Annotated in this window: 15 protein-coding genes; 9 read left to right on the forward strand and 6 right to left on the reverse strand. The window is 66.7% G+C overall.

From position 1 onward, the window contains the following. Positions 1-106: 106 nt before the first annotated feature. The 4 genes from ctaE to qcrB are packed head-to-tail and all read left to right on the forward strand — an operon-like array spanning position 107 to position 4,291. Entirely contained in the window at positions 107-709 is a 603-nt protein-coding gene (gene ctaE, locus FB475_RS35085; RefSeq protein ID WP_185759575.1) for an aa3-type cytochrome oxidase subunit III, read from the forward strand. After that, positions 706-1,572 (forward strand): cytochrome bc1 complex diheme cytochrome c subunit, encoded by an 867-nt coding sequence (gene qcrC, locus FB475_RS35090; RefSeq protein ID WP_141862592.1) that lies wholly within the window; start codon positions 706-708, stop codon positions 1,570-1,572. Before ctaE ends, qcrC begins: the two co-directional genes overlap by 4 nt. After that, entirely contained in the window at positions 1,569-2,624 is a 1,056-nt protein-coding gene (gene qcrA, locus FB475_RS35095; protein WP_141862594.1) for a cytochrome bc1 complex Rieske iron-sulfur subunit, read from the forward strand. Before qcrC ends, qcrA begins: the two co-directional genes overlap by 4 nt. Continuing rightward, the gene (gene qcrB, locus FB475_RS35100; RefSeq protein ID WP_141862596.1) at positions 2,621-4,291 is read left to right on the forward strand and encodes a cytochrome bc1 complex cytochrome b subunit; all 1,671 of its coding nucleotides are present in this window, start codon (positions 2,621-2,623) and stop codon (positions 4,289-4,291) included. The genes qcrA and qcrB overlap by 4 nt, the downstream gene beginning before the upstream one ends. A 46-nt stretch (positions 4,292-4,337) precedes the next feature. Here qcrB and FB475_RS35105 read toward each other — a convergent pair whose 3' ends face one another. After that, positions 4,338-4,802, reverse strand: coding sequence for a MarR family winged helix-turn-helix transcriptional regulator (locus tag FB475_RS35105; RefSeq protein ID WP_141862598.1), 465 nt, complete (start codon positions 4,800-4,802; stop codon positions 4,338-4,340). Positions 4,803-4,842: 40 nt separating this feature from the next. On the opposite strand from FB475_RS35105, the gene FB475_RS35110 reads away from it, so the two are divergent. Beyond that, positions 4,843-5,664, forward strand: a complete 822-nt coding sequence (locus tag FB475_RS35110; protein WP_141862600.1) for an alpha/beta fold hydrolase — start codon at positions 4,843-4,845, stop codon at positions 5,662-5,664. Between the two features lie 11 nt (positions 5,665-5,675). On the opposite strand, the gene FB475_RS35115 is transcribed toward FB475_RS35110, so the two are convergent. The 4 genes from FB475_RS35115 to ctaC form a co-directional block, all read right to left on the reverse strand. Next, the gene (locus tag FB475_RS35115; RefSeq protein ID WP_238332631.1) at positions 5,676-6,917 is read right to left on the reverse strand and encodes a L,D-transpeptidase; all 1,242 of its coding nucleotides are present in this window, start codon (positions 6,915-6,917) and stop codon (positions 5,676-5,678) included. Between the two features lie 211 nt (positions 6,918-7,128). Then, positions 7,129-7,524, reverse strand: a complete 396-nt coding sequence (locus FB475_RS35120) for a cytochrome c oxidase subunit 4 (RefSeq protein WP_141862602.1) — start codon at positions 7,522-7,524, stop codon at positions 7,129-7,131. After that, positions 7,521-9,293 (reverse strand): aa3-type cytochrome oxidase subunit I, encoded by a 1,773-nt coding sequence (gene ctaD, locus FB475_RS35125; RefSeq protein ID WP_238332632.1) that lies wholly within the window; start codon positions 9,291-9,293, stop codon positions 7,521-7,523. Before ctaD ends, FB475_RS35120 begins: the two co-directional genes overlap by 4 nt. Continuing rightward, positions 9,290-10,177, reverse strand: a complete 888-nt coding sequence (gene ctaC, locus FB475_RS35130) for an aa3-type cytochrome oxidase subunit II (RefSeq protein WP_141862604.1) — start codon at positions 10,175-10,177, stop codon at positions 9,290-9,292. The genes ctaD and ctaC overlap by 4 nt, the downstream gene beginning before the upstream one ends. Before the next feature lie 94 nt (positions 10,178-10,271). On the opposite strand from ctaC, the gene FB475_RS35135 reads away from it, so the two are divergent. The 4 genes from FB475_RS35135 (at position 10,272) to pulA (ending at position 18,068) form a co-directional block, all read left to right on the forward strand. Further along, entirely contained in the window at positions 10,272-11,387 is a 1,116-nt protein-coding gene (locus tag FB475_RS35135; protein ID WP_202878690.1) for a cysteine desulfurase family protein, read from the forward strand. Then, complete coding sequence (locus FB475_RS35140) at positions 11,384-11,596, forward strand: sulfurtransferase TusA family protein (protein ID WP_141862606.1); 213 nt, start codon at positions 11,384-11,386, stop codon at positions 11,594-11,596. The genes FB475_RS35135 and FB475_RS35140 overlap by 4 nt, the downstream gene beginning before the upstream one ends. A 7-nt stretch (positions 11,597-11,603) precedes the next feature. Continuing rightward, complete coding sequence (locus FB475_RS35145; RefSeq protein ID WP_141862608.1) at positions 11,604-12,344, forward strand: SIR2 family NAD-dependent protein deacylase; 741 nt, start codon at positions 11,604-11,606, stop codon at positions 12,342-12,344. Positions 12,345-12,416: 72 nt separating this feature from the next. Further along, positions 12,417-18,068: a pullulanase-type alpha-1,6-glucosidase gene (pulA, locus tag FB475_RS35150; protein WP_141862610.1), complete on the forward strand. Its 5,652-nt coding sequence runs from the start codon at positions 12,417-12,419 to the stop codon at positions 18,066-18,068. Here the strand turns inward: pulA and FB475_RS35155 are convergent. Beyond that, positions 18,065-18,433 (reverse strand): DoxX family protein, encoded by a 369-nt coding sequence (locus tag FB475_RS35155; protein WP_141862612.1) that lies wholly within the window; start codon positions 18,431-18,433, stop codon positions 18,065-18,067. The two genes, pulA and FB475_RS35155, sit on opposite strands and share 4 nt — an antisense overlap. Positions 18,434-18,439 lie beyond the last annotated feature (6 nt).

Here is an 18,439-nt window from a genome sequence, read left to right on the forward strand (position 1 = left end):
CGGGGGTGGTCGTAGCGCTGAACGCGAGGACCGACATAATGACCGCGTGGCCACTGCAACCGCGCTCCCAGCGTCTCGTGAACACGGTCATGCCGACCGTCCCAGCATGGTCAGTGTCGGCACGATCGTCTGGCTCTCGAGCGAACTGATGTTCTTCGCCGCCCTGTTCGCGGCGTACTTCACGATCCGGTCGGTGACGACCGCTGCCGCCGCTCCGGGTGCGGAGACGCTCTGGCAGCTGATGACCGAGCATCTCGACGTCCCGTTCGCCGCGGTGAACACGACGATCCTGGTGCTGTCGTCGTTCACCTGCCAGTTCGGCGTCTTCGCCGCCGAGCACGGCCGGGTCGGCCGCACCGGTTCGGTGCTGAACCCGCGGGCCTGGGGCATGCGTGAGTGGTTCATCCTCACCTACCTCATGGGCGCGGTGTTCGTCGCCGGCCAGGTGACGGAGTACACCGGGCTGGTGCAGGAAGGCCTGACGATCTCGTCGAACGCGTACGGATCGGTCTTCTACCTGGCCACCGGGTTCCACGCGCTGCACGTGACCGGCGGCCTCATCGCTTTCGTGTTCGTCCTGGCCAGGACGTACATGGCTCGTAAGTTCACCCACGAACAGGCCGTCTCGGCGATCGTCGTGTCCTACTACTGGCACTTCGTCGACGTGGTCTGGATCGCCCTGTTCGCGACCATCTACCTGCTCAAATGAGTGAGAAGAGAAATCCCTTGTCACCGGCGCGCTTTCTCTCCGCGCGACGACGGCACCGGTCCGCCGGCCTCGTCGTGCTCCTGTTCGGCCTCCTGGCAGTGGGTTCGGCGTACGCCGCCTTCGCCCCTGACAACGCGGTGGCGGACAACTCGGCCCAGTCCCAGCAGATCGAGGAGGGCAAGAAGCTCTTCGCGGTCGGCTGCGCCAGCTGCCACGGTCTGAACGCCGAGGGCGGCACGAACGGCGGGGGCAAGTTCACCGCGCCCTCGCTGATCGGCGTCGGCGCCGCGGCCGTCGACTTCCAGGTCGGCACCGGCCGGATGCCCGCCCAGCAGCCGGGTGCGCAGATCCCGCGCAAGACGCCGGTCTACTCGCAGGAGGAGATCGAGGCACTGGCCGCGTACGTCGCCTCGCTGGCCCCCGGCCCCGCCGTCCCGGCCGCCGAGTCGTACGACGTGAGCAAGGCCACCGACGAGCAGGTCACCCGCGGTGGCGAGCTGTTCCGGACCAACTGCACGGCCTGCCACAACTTCGCCGGCCGCGGTGGTGCGCTGCCGAACGGCAAGTACGCGCCGTCGCTGATGGGCGTCAGTGAGAAGCACATCTACGAGGCCATGCTGACCGGCCCGCAGCAGATGCCGGTCTTCTCCGACCAGGTCATGCAGCCGCAGGACAAGCAGGACATCATCGCCTACCTGAAGGCACTGCAGAACCAGAAGGACCCGGGCGGCTTCGGCCTCGGCCGGCTCGGCCCGGTCTCGGAGGGTCTGTGGGGCTGGTTCGTCGGAATCGGCCTGCTGATCGCGGTAGCGGTGTGGATCGGCGCCAAGGGCGTCAAGGCCAAGGGAGCGAAGGCCGAATGAGCGACGACAAGAACCTCCCGGTCAAGGCGGAGGACGAGCACCACGGCACCGCGCTGGACGTCGCGGAGCCGATCCCGGACCCGGGTCTGGAGCCGCACGAGCCGCGGATCACCGACATCGACCCGAAGGCCGCCGACCGCGTCGAGCGCCAGGTGTCGGCGATGTTCGGCTTCGCGACGCTGCTCGTGCTGGGCGCCTGCGTGGCCTACTTCGCGATCCCGCGGAACTCGATCCTCGTGTTCGGCCCGCTGTCCGGCAACGCGAACAACATGGTCATCGGCCTGTGCATCGGGCTCGCGCTGTTCCTGATCGGGGCCGGCGCGATCCAGTGGGCCAAGAAGCTGATGGTCGACGAGGAGATCGCCGAGGACCGGCACCCGGCGCACTCGTCGCCGGAGCAGATCGCCGAGATCACCGAGGCGTTCAAGCAGGGCACGGCGGAGTCCGGCTTTGGCCGCCGCAAGATGATCCGGAACTCGCTGATCGGCGCTCTCGGCGCCCTCGGCCTGCCGGCCATCGTGCTGCTGCGCGACCTCGGCCCGCTGCCCGGCCGGAGCCTCTACAACACGATCTGGGCGCAGGGCATCCGGGTCGTCAACGACATCACGAACCGCCCGATCAAGCCGTCCGACCTGGTCGTCGGGCAGCTGGTCAACGGGGCGCCCGCCAACCTGGCCCCGATGCAGGAGTCGGACCCGGTCGGGTACCAGAACGCCCGGGCGAAGGCCGCGGTGATCATGGTCCGGATCAAGCCCAGCGAGATCCGCACCAAGCCCGGCCGGGAGAACTGGGGCATCGACGGGATCCTCTGCTACTCCAAGATCTGCACCCACGTCGGGTGCCCGATCTCGCTGTACGAGCAGACCACGCACCACGTGCTCTGCCCGTGCCACCAGTCGACCTTCGACCTGTCCGACGGCGCCAAGGTCGTCTTCGGCCCTGCTGCCCGGCCGCTTCCTCAGCTACCGTTGGCACTGGACAGCGAGGGCTACCTGGTTGCGCAGAGCGGCTTCACCGAGCCGGTCGGCCCGAGCTTCTTCGAACGAGGGTGACAACAGTGTCAACAAGCACAGAGTTTCCCGGACCGGTCAAGTGGATCGACGACCGCCTCGGCATCGCGAAGATCGGGAAGAAGAACCTGCGGAAGGTCTTCCCGGACCACTGGTCGTTCATGCTCGGCGAGATCGCGCTGTACAGCTTCATCATCCTGATCCTGACCGGCACCTTCCTGACGTTCTGGTTCAAGCCCTCGATGGCCGAGGTCACCTACCAGGGCTCGTACAGCCTGCTCAAGGGCGTGCACATGTCGGAGGCCTACGCCTCCACGCTGAACCTCAGCTTCGACATCCGCGGCGGTCTGCTGATCCGGCAGATCCACCACTGGGCGGCCGTGCTGTTCATCGCCGCGATGATGGTGCACCTGCTCCGGATGTTCTTCACCGGCGCGTTCCGCAAGCCGCGTGAGCTGAACTGGCTGATCGGCTTCGGGATGCTGTTCCTGGGCATCATCGAGGGCTTCATCGGCTACGGTCTGCCCGACGACCTGCTGTCCGGCACCGGTCTGCGGATCACCAACGGCATGATCCAGGCCTCGCCGGTGATCGGCACGTACCTGAACTTCTTCATCTTCGGCGGTGAGTTCCCCGGCGGCGACTTCGTCTCCCGGTTCTTCATCGTGCACGTGCTGCTGATCCCGGGCATCATCCTGGCGCTCGTCACGGTGCACCTGTTCCTGGTCGTGTACCACAAGCACACGCAGTACGCCGGTCCCGGCCGGACGCAGAAGAACGTGGTCGGCTACCCGCTGTTCCCGGTGTACACGGCCAAGGCCGGCGGCTTCTTCTTCGTGGTGTTCGGCATCACCGCGCTGATGGGTGCACTGATGCAGATCAACCCCGTCTGGTTGTACGGGCCGTACGACCCGGCCGCGGTGACCGCGGGCTCGCAGCCGGACTGGTACATGGGCTGGCTGGAAGGCTCGGTCCGTATCTTCCCCGGATTCGAGTCGCACTTCTGGGGCATCACGCTGAGCTGGAACCTGATCATCCCGGCGCTGATCGTGCCACCGGCGTTCGTCACGCTGGTCGCGCTGTATCCGTTCATCGAGGGCTGGATCACCGGTGACAAGCGTGAGCACCACCTGCTCGACCGGCCGCGGGACGTACCGACCAGGACCGGTATCGGCGTCGCATTCATCACCTTCTACGCACTGCTGTGGATCGGTGGTGGTAACGACCTGATCGCCACCCACTTCGGCATCTCGCTCAACCACGTGACCTGGTTCCTCCGGTTCGCGGTGATCCTCGGCCCGATCCTCGGGTTCTGGGTGGCCCGCCGCTGGGCGATCTCGCTGCAGCGCGCGGATCAGGAGCGGCTGCTGCACGGCCTGGAGACCGGCGTCATCGTCCGCTCCCCCGAGGGCAGGTACACCGAGAAGCACCAGCCGATCTCGACGTACGAGGCCTACTCGCTCACCGCGCGGGACCGCGTCCTGCCGCACGAGATCGGCCCGGAGACCGACGACAACGGCGTCCGCGCCCCACGCCGGGCCCTCAACAAGGCCCGCGCCGCACTGTCCCGGTTCTACTACGCCGACGCGGTGCAGAAGCCGACCGCCCAGGAGATCGAAGAGGCGCACGAGCACGCTCACGACGCCGACGAGATCCACGAGCTGTCGGAGACGGAGACCTACCGAGAGGTCACCAGCGACCACTCCTGACGTCTGACGACGAAAAGGCCCTGGCACTTGCCGGGGCCTTTTCGTTTTATGCCAAGGCGTCGGAGACGGTGCTGAGGTAGTCCTTGATCAGGAGCTGCTGGTTGGTGTCCAGGCTCTGAGTGGTGGCGATCAGGCGGTCCAGCAGCGGGCCGAAGAACTGCCAGCCGAGAGCTACCGCACTGTCCGAGACCTGCAGGTGGATGCTGCGGCCGTCCGAACGGCTTCTGAGGCGTTCCAAGTGCCCGGCGGCCTCCAGGCGGTGGATGACCGCCGTCGTGGCCTGAGAGGTCATTCCCAGCTGCTGGGCGAGCCAGCTGGGCGTTGCCTCGGCTCTGGCGCGTTCGGCGTCCAGCAGGCACACCAGAGCCCGTACGTCGGTGCCGTGCAGGCCCGTCGTACGGGCGAACTCCCCGATCGCCAGCTCCAGCTTGAGCGCGACGTCGCGGAGCCGGTGCACCAGCTCCAACGCGGCGGCCCGCTCGGGGTCGGCCGGCATCACTGCTTCACGCATACCGCCAATTTACCTCACTGAGTGAGCTATCCTCGGCAGCATGAGTTTCCAGGACACGTACGACGCTCTGCTCGGCCGCTGGAACGTCCCGGTCGAGCAGCTCCAGCTGACCGACGAGTTCGGCACGACGCACGTCAACGCGTGCGGTCCGGCGGACGGCCCGCCCGTCGTACTGCTTCCGGGGCACGGCGCGACCTCGCCCGTGTGGTTCACAGTCGCACCTGAGCTTGCGAAGGACCATCGGGTCTACGCCGTCGACCTGATCGTCGATGCGGGCCGCAGTACTAACACCGGCCGGACGCCCAAGACGCCCGGCGATCTGCACAGCTGGCTGACGAACGTGCTGGACGGGCTCGGGATCGCCCGAACCGCGTTGTGCGGTCACTCGTACGGCTCGTGGCTCGCGCTCACGTACGCGATCGCTCAGCCGGACCGCGTCGACCGCCTTGCGCTGATCGATCCGACCGACTGCTACCTCGGCCTGCGCATCCCGTACGTCCTCCGGGCGCTGCCGTCGCTCCTGCGCCCGTCACGCGCCCGCACCCGCTCGTTGCTGCGCTGGGAGACCCAGGGCCTCCCGCTGGACCCTCAGGTCCTCGAACTGGCCGGACTGGCCGCGGAACAGCCCTCGACCCCGTTCGTCCGCCCCAAGCGGCCGACCGACGACCAGCTGGGCAGCGTCGCTCCCCTGGTCTTCGTCGCCACCCGAAGCAAGAGCCACAACGCCACCCGGCTGATCCAGCGCATCGCCGCACTCAGCCCGGGCGCGATCGTCGTACCACTCGAGACGGCAACGCACCACTCGTTGCCGTCCTTGCACGCCGACGAAGTCGTAGCCGAGCTGCAGAAGTATTTCGACTGAAGGAGCTGGGATCAGGACAGGGCGGAGCCGGCCTTGTAGGCGGCCCAGGTGGTGTTCCAGTCGGTCCAGCCGTTGCCGGGCTCCATCGTGCGGTTGGTGCCGGTGACGATGACCGGGTCGCCGATCAGGGTCTGACCGAAGTACCACTGGGCGTCCTTGAGGCTCATGCCGACGCAGCCGTGGCTGACGTTGACGCTGCCCTGGCTGCCGACCGACCACGGGGCGCCGTGCAGGAACTCACCGGAGCTCGTGACGCGCTGCGCCCACTTCACGTCCGGGATGTTGTAGTAGTTCGGGTCGCCGGGCTTGATGCCGACGGTGGCCGCGTCCATCCGCTTGGTCGTGTACTTCTCCATGATCACCTTGACGCCGCTGCGCGTGGTGAACCCGTCCTTGCCGGCGGTGATCGGGATCGTCCGAGCCAGCTTGCCGTTGATCGTGACGGTCATCACGTGCTTCTTCACGTCGACGTGGCTGACCACGGACTTGCCGATCGTGAAGCTGATCGTCCGGCTGGCGGTGCCCCAGGTGTTGTTCCCGGCGTTCACGCCCTGGGTGTCGACGTTCACCGTCACCTTGGTGCCGGTCGGCCAGTAGTTCTTCGGGCGGTAGTTGACCTGCTTGCTGCTCACCCAGTGCCAGGTGCCGTCGACCGGGACCGAGGTCTTCACCGACAGGCGCTTCTCGACCGCGGCGCGGTCCTTGACCGGGTTGTTCCAGTAGATCTGGACCGGGTACGCGACGCCGACGGTGTCGTTGTTCAGCGGGGCGATCGAGGCCTTCAGGCTGCGCGAGGCCTTCAGCGTCTTGAAGCTCGAGCTCACCGGCACGGTGGCGCCGTCGGTGCCCTCGGCCGAACCGCTCAGCGTGTACGTCGCGCCGGGCTTCAGCAGGTCGGACGAGGTCCACTGGGTCTTGTCGCCGTTGAACGTGCCGTCGACCGTGTCGCCGTCGTCGTCCTTCAGCGTGATGGTGGTGAGCTTGCCGCCCGTGCTGGTCACCGTGACCGGCTTGTCCGGCTGCACGGAGGTGGCGCCCTTCGCGGGCACGACGGCGATGCTGGCGGCCTGGTTGCTGCCCGACGGGGTGGTCGAGTCACCGGGCGTGGTCGACGCGCCCGGCGTACCGCTCTGCGACGTGGAGGCGCTCGGCGTCGACTGACCGCCGTTGCTGTTCCCGTTCGTGTCGCTGCACGCCGTGCCGGCCAGCAGCAGGACACAGATGCCCGCCACGGCAAGGCCGTGCTTCCTCACACCGCTCACCATTCCCCAGCTCTCCCCTGTTTAGTCAGACCGCGGTAAGGGTAACCTGCCGCAGCGACATTTCCGTGCATCGCCCACACCTCACGAGTGCTTACGAGTGGTACGTACCACAACAACCCTCTGTACCCGTTCGCACTACACAAGACGCACGAAAACGCCGTCCGGTTCGTTCCGCGGACGGCGTTTTTCGTACGAGTCTCAACTAGTGAGCGTGGTCACCACGGTAGTACTCGAAGATGAATCCGCTCAGCGTGATGATGCCGGTCCCGACACCGGCGATGAACAGCCACCAGCCGAACACGATGCCGAGGACAACGACCGCCAGCGTCATCGCGCACCACAGCGGCCACCAGGAGTACGGCGGGAAGAAGCCGAGCTCGCCGGCTCCTTCCACGATCTCCGCTTCCTTGCGGTCCTCCGGCCGGGCGTCCATCCGGCGCGCGGTGACGCTCAGGTAGAACGCCACCAGCAGCGACAGGAAGAACGTCATCACCAGTGCGGTCGTACCGGTGGGGTCGTCCGACATCAGCCAGTAGATCGGCGTGACGACGATCAGGAACACACTCAGGATCCCGAAGACCCAGGCTTCGACCTTCACGCCTTGTCCCTCCCGTCGGTGTCGGTCCCGGCCTGCTCGACCAGGTGGTCAACCCTGCCCTGGTCCTCACCGGCGTCCAGCAGGTTGTCCTTGCCGGCCCGGTTGTCCGAGTACTCGGCGAGGGCCAGCTCGGCGTGGTGCAGGTCGAACGCGGGCGACTCCGAACGGATCCGGGGCAACCTCTCGAAGTTGTGCCGCGGCGGCGGGCAGCTGGTCGCCCACTCCAGCGACCGGCCCCAGCCCCACGGATCGTCGACGCCGACCAGCGGCGCCTTGCGCGACTTGTACACGTTGTAGAAGAACGGCAGCATCGACGCGCCCAGGATGAAGGCACCGACGCTGGAGACCTCGTTCAGCGTGGTGAAGCCCTCGTTCGGCGCGTAGTCGGCGTACCGCCGGGGCATGCCCTCGACGCCCAGCCAGTGCTGCACCAGGAACGTCGTGTGGAAGCCGATGAACAGCAGCCAGAAGTGCAGCTTGCCGAGCTTCTCGTCGAGCATCCGGCCGGTGAACTTCGGCCACCAGTAGTAGAACCCGGCGAACATCGCGAACACCACCGTGCCGAAGACGACGTAGTGGAAGTGCGCGACCACGAAGTACGAGTCGGACAGCTGGTAGTCCAGTGCCGGCGAGGCCAGGATGATGCCGGTCAGACCACCGAACAGGAAGGTGGTCAGGAAGCCCACCGACCAGAGCATCGGGGTGTCGAACGAGACCGAACCGCCCCAGATCGTGCCGATCCAGTTGAAGAACTTCACGCCGGTCGGGACCGCGATCAGGAACGTCATGAACGAGAAGAACGGCAGGTTCACCGCGCCGGTGACGAACATGTGGTGCGCCCACACCGCCACCGACAGCACCGCGATCCCGAGCGTCGCGCTGACCAGGCCGATGTAGCCGAAGACCGGCTTGCGGCTGAAGACCGGCAGGATCTCGGTGATGATGCCGAAGAACGGCAGCGCGATGATGTACACCTCGGGATGGCCGAAGAACCAGAACAGGTGTTGCCAGAGTATTGGTCCGCCGTTGGCCGCGTCGAAGACATGGGCCCCGAGTGTTCGATCCGCCTCCAGCACCAGCAGCGCCGCCGCCAGGATCGGGAACGCGATCAGCACCAGGATCGACGTGACCAGGATGTTCCAGGTGAAGATCGGCATCCGGAACATCGTCATACCCGGGGCGCGCATGGTGATGATCGTGGTGATGAAGTTGACCGCACCCAGGATCGTGCCCAGACCGGCCATCCACAGACCCATGATCCACAGGTCGCCACCGACGCCCGGCGAACGGACCGCGTTCGACAGCGGGGCGTAGGCGAACCAGCCGAAGTCGGCCGCGCCGCCCGGAGTGAAGAAGCCGCTGATCGTGATCAGGCCGCCGAACAGGAACAGCCAGTAACTGAACATGTTCAGCCGCGGGAACGCGACGTCCGGGGCGCCGATCTGGATCGGCATGATCTCGTTCGCGAAGCCGACGAACAGCGGGGTCGCGAACAGCAGCAGCATGATCGTGCCGTGCATCGTGAAGAGCTGGTTGTAGACCTCCTCGTTCACGATCTGCAGGCCCGGCTTGGCGAGCTCGGCGCGGATCAGCAGCGCCATCACACCGCCGATCAGGAAGAACGCGAACGACGTGATCAGGTACAGGTGCCCGATCAGCTTGTGGTCGGTCGTGGTCAGGTACTTGACCAGCAACTGGCCCTTGCTGCGCCGCCTCGGCAACGTGGTGGTGCTACCGATGGCACCGGTGCGCTCGGCGAAGTCGGTCACTTCTGGCCCTCCCCTGTACCGGGAATGGTGGTGGCGTCGGCGCCACCGGTTGCGGCTCCGGTCTGGCCCTTGGCGGCCAGTTCCTTCAGGTGTGCGTCGTACTCGTCCCGGCTGACCACCTTGACGGTGAACACCATCCGGCTGTGGTAGAGCCCGCAGAGCTCGGCGCACTTACCGGCGAAGGTGCCGGTCTTGGTCGGGGTGAGCTCGAACTTGTTGGTCCGGCCCGGGATGACGTCGAGCTTGAAGTAGAACGACGGCACCCAGAAGGAGTGGATGACGTCCGGCGAGGTCAGGTCGAAGTGCACCGACTCGTTCACCGGCAGCCACAGCGTGGCGGGCTTGTCCAGCGTGCCGGTCTCCCAGACGCCCTGCTGCCCGTCGACGGTGTCCTTGTAGTTGAAGGTCCACTGCCACTGCTGGCCCACCACGTTCACGGTGTGCTGCGGGTTGGCGTCCATCTTCGTGACCTGGTTGCCGTGCTCGACGGTGTAGAAGAAGAGCACGCCGATGATCGCGAACGGCGCCAAGGTGTAGAGCACCTCGAGCGGCAGGTTGTACCGCACCTGCCGGGGGGCGTTCTCATTGCGCTTGCGGTACCGCACGCTGACCCAGAGGATCAGGCCCCAGACCATCACGCCGACGATCAGGGCGGCGGTCCAGGCACCGATCCAGAGGCTGCGGATCGCCTCGGTCCGGTCCGATGCGCCCTCGGGCAGACCGAGTCGCTTCCACTGCTCAGTGGTCGCCGACGAACAACCGGTCAGCAGTGTGGTGCCGAGCACCACCGCCGCACCGACCAGCAGGCGTCGCTTCGCCGGACGTGTGGCGCCGGCAGAACTTGCCGGTCGCTCCTCCACTCCGGGCGTGCCGTTCGAACCCACGGGGCGCCTTTCCCTTCCCAAGTGAGACTGACGACCAAACACTACTGGACACCCTTCGGCGTCCTGCGCATAGGTAGGGCTTAGCGTTTCCCGTGTGAGCGAGCGTGCGTATCTGGACGCCGCGTCGGCCGAGCCGATGCACCCCGCCGCGCGGGAAATGTTGCTGTCGGCAGTGGATTCCGGATGGGCCGATCCGGTGCGCCTGCACCACGAGGGCGGGACCGCGAGGCTGTTGCTGGACAACGCCCGCGCGGTGCTCGCGGACGCAGTCGGCGTCCGGCCGGACGAGCTGTACCTGACCACGTCCGGTACGGCCGCGATCCAGGCGGGACTGGCCGCCGTACGAGCTGCCCGCCGTCGCGCCGGCACCACGGTTGTCCACAGCGCGGTCGAGCATTCCGCCGTTCTGCACAGTGCTGGCTCGGATGGTGTTGAGGTCGGGGTGGACGTGCAGGGCCGAGTGGATCAGGAGGCGTTCAAGGACGCCGTACGGCGACCTGGCGTGGGGGTGGCTGCTGTTCAGTCCGCCAACCACGAAGTCGGTACCAGGCAACCGATCGCTGCGATCGCTCAGGACTGTGGCGACGTACCGCTCTTTGTGGATGCCTCGGCTTCTGTAGGGCACGACGCCGTACCGGACGGGTGGTCGGTGCTGGCCGCGAGCGCGCACAAGTGGGGCGGTCCCGCCGGGGTCGGGCTGCTGGCAGTGCGGAAAGGTACGCGGATCGCTCCCGGCTGGCCGATGGACGAGAGAGAGGACGGCCTCTCCCCCGGGTTCCCGAATGTGCCGAACGCGCTGGCTGCGGCCGCGGCGTTGCAGGCGCGGCTGGCCGAGGCCGAGGAACTCGACAAGCAGCAGAGAACGTGGATCGATGAGGTACGGCGTCGTGTGGCCGCGGACATCGCCGACGTCGAGGTAGTCGGCGATCCGGAGGACCGCCTGCCGCACATCCTGACGTTCTCGTGTCTCTATGTGGACGGGGAGGCGCTGGTGACCGCCCTGGATGCGGAGGGGTTTGCTGTCTCCAGCGGATCCGCCTGTACCTCCAGTACGTTGCGGCCGTCGCACGTGCTGGCGGCGATGGGCGTGCTGACCCACGGGAACGTCCGGGTCTCGCTCAGCCGGGAGACGACGTACGCCGAGATCGACAGGTTCTGCCGGGTCCTGCCTGGGATTGTGGGGCGGATCCGGGCCGAGGTGGGCATGTGAACGTCGAACTGGACTGCCGCGGGCTGCTCTGCCCACTCCCCGTGATCAAACTGGCCAAGACGCTACCGACCGTTGCCATCGGCGACACAGTCACCGTGCTTGCAGACGACCCCGCCGCAGCCACCGACATCCCCGCATGGTGCCGTATGCGCACTCAGGACCTCGTGTCAGCCACACAAAACCAGTACGTCGTACAGCGGCTCAGCTGACCGCTGTATGGATACCGTCGGGGGTGTGATCGACGCTGAGCGGATTGCTGTGCTGACTGGAGCGGGTGTGTCCACTGCCTCCGGGATTCCTGACTTTCGGGGGCCGGAGGGGGTTTGGACCAAGAACCCGGGGGCGGAGGCGATGTTCGATATCGACGAGTACGTCGCCAGCCGGGAGGTCCGGGTGGCGGCCTGGAAGCACCGGCTCGCCGTGCCGGTCTGGACGCTCGAGCCGAACCCGGGCCACCTGGCCCTCGTCGAGCTGGAGAGGCAAGGCCGCCTGACCGGGCTGATCACCCAGAACGTCGACGGGCTCCACCAGAAGGCCGGGTCATCGCCGGAGCTGGTCCACGAGTTGCACGGCACGGTCTGGCACGTCGACTGCCTGCAGTGCGGGCGGCGCCTTCCGATGGCCGACGTACTCCCCAGGCTCGAGGCCGGGGACGAGGACCCGGCCTGCGAGGCGTGTGGCGGCATTCTGAAATCAGCGACGGTCTCCTTCGGTCAGTCGCTCGACAGGACGGTCCTGGACCGAGCCGTGGCGGCCACCGAGGCAGCAGACCTGTTCCTGGCGGTCGGTACGTCTCTTCAGGTCTACCCAGCCGCGGGTCTGTGTGACCTCGCGCTGAACTCCGGCAAGCCGCTGGTCATCCTGAATGCGCAGCCGACGCCGTACGACGAGCATGCGACGACGGTGCTCCGTACGCCGATCGAGACGACGCTCCCGGACCTCGTGACCTTACCGTGACCTGCGAGCCCTCCTCAGACTAAAAACCGACCGCTACCGTCCCCGGCATCAGATGGCGGGGAGGGGTGCGTGATGCGCGGGTTCAGGCGTTGGACGGCAGGTTTCACCGCGGCCGCGGTGGTGCTGCTCGGACTGGGTACTCCGACACAGGCTCCGGCAGCAGCCGCGGCGGAGCGGGTGATCACGCTCGCGGGGTCGCTGCAGAGCGAGCTGGGCTGTCCGGGTGACTGGGACCCGGGCTGCGACGCGACGAGTCTCGGTACGAGCGCGCCGTACACGAAGGTGTTCGACGTACCGGCCGGGTCGTACGAGTACAAGGTCACGGTCAACAAGAGCTGGGACGAGAACTACGGCGCCGGCGGTGTGCTGAACGGCCAGAACATCCCGCTACGGATCGAAGGCCCGGCGAAGCTCGAGTTCAGCTACAACGACACCAGCCACCTGGTGACGGTGAAACCGGTCGACCTGGCCGGCCCGACCGTGACGGCGGCCGACAGGACGCTCGCGACGCCGAGCCTGCGGCAGGGCCTCACCAAGGAACGCTTCTACTTCCTGATGGCGGACCGGTTCGCGAACGGCGACACGTCGAACGATGCCGGTGGCCTCACCGGCGACCGGCTGCAGACCGGCCTCGACCCGACCGACAAGGGCTTCTACCACGGTGGCGACCTGGCCGGTGTGATCCAGAAGCTCGACTACATCAAGTCCCTCGGTACGACGGCCATCTGGCTGACGCCCTCGTTCAAGAACCGCCCGGTGCAGGGCTCCGGTGCGGACGTGAGCGCCGGGTACCACGGCTACTGGATCACCGACTTCACCCGGATCGACCCGCATCTGGGCACCAACGCGGACATGAAGCGGCTGATCGACCTCGCGCACCGCAAGGGCATGAAGGTCTTCTTCGACATCATCACCAACCACACCGCGGACGTGATCGACTACCAGTCCGGCAACCACGGCTACATCTCCAAGGCCACCTCGCCGTACAAGGATGCCCAGGGCAACGTCTTCGACGACAAGCAGTACGCGGCCGGCGACACGTTCCCGCAGCTCGACCCGAACACCTCGTTCCCGAACGTGCCGATCTTCCACTCCAAGGCCGACGAGACCGTGAAGGTGCCGGCCTGGCTGAACGACCCGACGCTGTACCACAACCGCGGCGACTCCACGTTCGCCGGCGAGAGCGCGGAGTACGGCGACTTCTCCGGCCTCGACGACCTGTTCACCGAGCAGCCGAAGGTCCGCGACGGGATGATCGACGTCTACAAGACCTGGGCCGAGTTCGGCATCGACGGCTTCCGGATCGACACCGTCAAGCACGTCAACATCGAGTTCTGGCAGAAGTTCTCGCCGGCGATCCTGGCCGCGGCCCGCGGCGCGGGCGCGAAGAACTTCTTCATGTTCGGCGAGGTGTTCGACGCGAACCCGCAGTTCATGTCGACGTACACGACCAAGGGCGACCTGCAGGCGACGCTGGACTTCGGGTTCCAGCAGAACGCGGTGGCGTACGCGAAGGGCGACTCGAGCACCAAGCTTCAGGACTTCTACGCGGACGACGACTACTACACCGACACGGACTCGAACGCCTACGAGCTGCCCACGTTCCTCGGTAACCACGACATGGGTCGTGTGGGCACGTTCTTGAAGCAGGGTGGCGCGTCAGGTCAGGAGCTGCTCTCACGAGACGAGCTGGCGCATTCCTTGATGTACCTGACGCGCGGGCAGCCCGTTGTCTACTACGGCGACGAGCAGGGCTTCACCGGTCCGGGCGGGGACAAGGACGCGCGGCAGGACATGTTCGCGACCAAGACCGCCGACTACCAGGACGACGAGGTCGTCGACGGTACGGGTACGACGACGATCGGCAGCAAGGACCGGTACGACGTCAACGCCCCGATGTACAAGCACATCGCAGCGCTGGCGCAGCTGCGGGCGAAGTACCCTGCGCTGTCCGACGGGCGCCAGGTGAACAGGTACGCGTCCAACAACATCGGGCTGTACGCGTTCAGTCGGCTGGGCAGCGACAACGTCGAGTATCTCGTGGTGGCGAACAACTCCAAGACGGCGGCGTCCGCGACCGTACCGACGTACGGGCAGAACACGTGGTTCAAGCCTGTCTACGGCCTTTCTCGTTCGATCAAGACCGACCGTGAAGGCAGGGTCTCCGTCAGCCAGGGTCCGCTGTCCGTGACCGTGTACCAGGCTCAGTCGAAGGTCCCGCCGCGCGCCAAGGCGCCCAACGTCTACATGAGCTCGCCTGAGCTCGGCGCGACCGTCGGTGGACGCGCGGAGATCGCCGCAGCGGTCCCTGAGAACACCCCGGCCACTGTGACGTTCGGCTACCGTCCCGTGGGTACGACGGAGTGGAAGCGGCTCGGGTCCGACGACAACGCGCCGTACCGGGTGTTCCAGGACGTCAGCGGGCTGCCCAAGGGCACGCTGCTCGAGTACCGCGCCGTGCTGCGTGACGGATCCGGCAACTACTCGGTGTCCGGCTCGTACGGCGTTGTCGGTGACGCTGCCGCACCGGGTGGTGGCGGCGGTTCCACCGGACCGGTCGTCCAGCCGGCCAACGTGTCCGTGCCGGGTGACCACAACACCGAGATGGGCTGCGCAGCGGACTGGGCGCCGGACTGCGACCAGGCACAGCTGAAGCTGGACCCGAACGACAAGGTGTGGAAGGGCACGTACACGCTCCCGGCTGGTGAGCACGCCTACAAGGCGGCCATCAACAAGACCTGGGACGTCAACTACGGAGCCGGTGGTGTGCAGAACGGCGCCAACATCTCCTACACCGCACCGACCGGACCAGTCACCTTCTACTACGAGCACGGGCGGCACTACGTCACGTCGAGTGCGCAGGGGCCGATCATCACCGCGCCGGGTTCGTACCAGAAGGCACTGGGCTGCTCGGCCGACTGGGACCCGGCGTGCATGCGACCCTGGTTGACCGACGAGGACGGTGACGGGACCTACACGTGGTCCACCAGCGAACTGAAGGCGGGCAACTATGAGGCGAAGGTGGCGCACAACCTGTCCTGGGACGAGAGCTACCCGGCTCAGAACGTGCCGGTTGTGGTACCGAGCGACGGGCTGGTCGTCACGTTCTCGTACGTGCTCGCGACCCACCAGTTCACGGTGACCACCTCCAAGCCCGGTGCGCACCCGGACCTCAGCCAGGCGAAGGCGTACTGGATCGACCGGGACACCCTCGCCGTACCGGCCGTCGACCACCCGGAGCGGTACCGGTGGCGCCTGCACTGGTCGGACACCGGTTCGCTGAAGGTCGACGCGGACGACATCGGTGGTTCGTCGACGGCCCTGAGCTACGACCCTGCGGTCGTCAAGCCTGGGTACACCACGCTGCGACTGGACCATGCCGACGTCGAGAAGATCCTCACTGGGCAGCTGGGACTGGCGCAGTACGACGACACAGGGCGTCTGTTGGATGCCACCGGCGTACAGATCCCGGGTGTGCTCGACGACGTGTACGCAGGCGCCGTCAACCGCTCGTACGGTGTCACGTGGCAAGCAGGCAAGCCCACCTTCACGGTGTGGGCCCCCACTGCCCAGAACGTCCGTCTGCTGGTCGGCACCTCGGCTGTGCCGATGCACCGCAATTCAGATGGGTCCTGGGCGATCGCTGGACCGCGCTCTTGGAAGAACGCTTCGTACCGTTTCGAGGTCACGGTCTTCGCGCCCAGTACTGGAAAGGTAGAGAAGAACGTTGTCACGGATCCGTACTCGGTTGCGTTGACGACGGACTCGACCTACTCGGTGGCGGCGGATCTGAGTGATCCGGCGGGGAAGCCGGCGTTGTGGTCGAGCACTCCTTCGCCGAAGCTTGCACGACGTGTCGACTCGACGATCTACGAGCTGCACGTGCGGGACTTCTCCATCAACGACAGCACGGTGCCTGCGGCACACCGCGGTACCTACCTGGCCTTCGCGGACAACGGCAACGGCACGAAGCACCTGCGCTCGCTGGCAGCCGCCGGGCTCAACACCGTGCACCTGCTACCCACCTTCGACATCGCGTCGATCCCTGAGACCAACCAGCAAACGCCTGCCTGCGACCTGAAGTCCATGCCGGCCGACTCCGACCAGCAGCAAGCCTGTGTGACGGCCGTGGCAGCCAAGGACGGTTTCAACTGGGGCTACGACCCGTTCCACTGGCTGGCGCCGGAGGGGTCGTACGCAACACAGAAGGACGGCCTGCCACGAGTAGCCGAGTTCCGCACGATGGTGGGCGCACTGCACAAGTCCGGCCTGCGTGTGGTGTTGGACCAGGTCTACAACCACACCCCGGCCGCCGGTGAGGCGCCGACGTCGGTGCTCGACCAGATCGTGCCCGGGTACTACCAGCGGCTGGACGCGACCGGCAAGGTCGAGAACTCGACGTGCTGCAGCAATATCGCCACCGAGCACGCGATGGCCGAGAAGATCATGGTCGACGGCACGGTCAGCTGGGCCCGCAACTACCACGTGGACGGCTTCCGGTACGACCTGATGGGCCACCACTCCAAGGCGAACATGCTCAAGGTCCGCGCCGCGCTGAACAAGCTGACCCTGGCGAAGGACGGCGTCGACGGCAAGTCGATCTACCTGTACGGCGAGGGCTGGAACTTCGGCGAGGTGGCCGACGACGCGCTGTTCGTCCAGGCCCGGCAGGGCAATCTCGGCGGCACCGGGATCGGTACGTTCTCGGACCGGCTGCGGGACGCGGTCCGCGGCGGCGGGCCGTTCGACGACGACCCGCGGATCCAGGGCTTCGGCTCCGGCGAGGCGAGCGACCCGAACGGTGCCGCGGTGAACGGTACGCCGGCCGACCGCACGAAGCGGCTCGCCCACGACACCGACCTGGTTCAGCTCGGACTGGCCGGGAACCTGCGCTCGTTCACGTTCAAGTCGGTCTCGTCGGGCGCGGACGTCCGCGGCGACCAGGTCGACTACAACGGCACGCCGGCCGGGTACGCCGACCAGCCCGACGAGGTGGTGACGTACGTCGATGCCCACGACAACGAAACGCTGTGGGACACGCTGACGTACAAGCTGCCGGCCGATCTGCCGATGCCGGACCGGATCCGGATGAACACGTTGTCGTTGGCAACGACCGCGCTGGCGCAGACGCCGTCGTTCTGGCACGCCGGCGCCGACCTGCTGCGAAGCAAGTCGCTGGACCGCAACTCGTACGACTCCGGTGACTGGTTCAACACGCTCGACTGGACCGGCACGGACAACGGGTTCGGTCACGGCCTGCCGCCGAAGGCCGACAACGAGGCCAAGTGGCCGTTCATGAAGCCACTGCTCGCCAACCCGGCCCTCAAGCCGTCCGCGGCTGACGTCGCCACCGCTTCCGCGGCCGCGGCCGACCTGCTGAAGCTGCGGTTCTCCACTCCGCTGTTCCGGCTGGGGACCGCGGACCTGATCAACCAGAAGCTCACGTTCCCGGTGAGCGGTACGACGCCTGGCGTGATCACGATGCGGATCGACGACACAGTCGGCGCGGACGTCGACCCTGCGTTGAAGGGCGTCCTGGTCGTCTTCAACTCCACCAACGCCGCCGTCACACAGCAGGTCCCTGGGTTGACCGGCGCCAACCTCACCCTGTCGCCGATCCAGGCAGCTGGTTCAGACCCGGTAGTCAAGCAGACAACCTGGTCAGCAACCACTGCCACAGCAACAGTCCCACCGCGCACGGTCGCCGTACTGGTCCAACACTAAAGCGCGGCGAACCGAGCCGCCGCCACGAAGGCCGCCAATGCCAGCAGAACGGCATTGGCGGCCGTGGACCGCGGCTCACGCAGTGAGGAGTGCGAGGTTGCGGCGCCGACCATCACGACGCACAGGCCGACAGCTGCAAGCGGCGTGAGTACACGGGCCGTATCGGTGAGCCAGGGCGCGAGGAGCCCGATGACCGCCAGCAGTTCGCAGACAGCCACCAGGCGGACCAGTGGCATGGGGAACGGGGCGATGCCCGTCTGACCGGTGGCGATCAGGCGGGCACGCGACATGGTCGCCTTCAGCACGCCGGAGATCGTGAAGACAACTGCCAGCAATCCGGTGAAGATCCAGACGATGATGTTCATGAGGAT

It is taken from the genome of Kribbella jejuensis, from assembly GCF_006715085.1.
Lineage (GTDB): Bacteria > Actinomycetota > Actinomycetes > Propionibacteriales > Kribbellaceae > Kribbella > Kribbella jejuensis.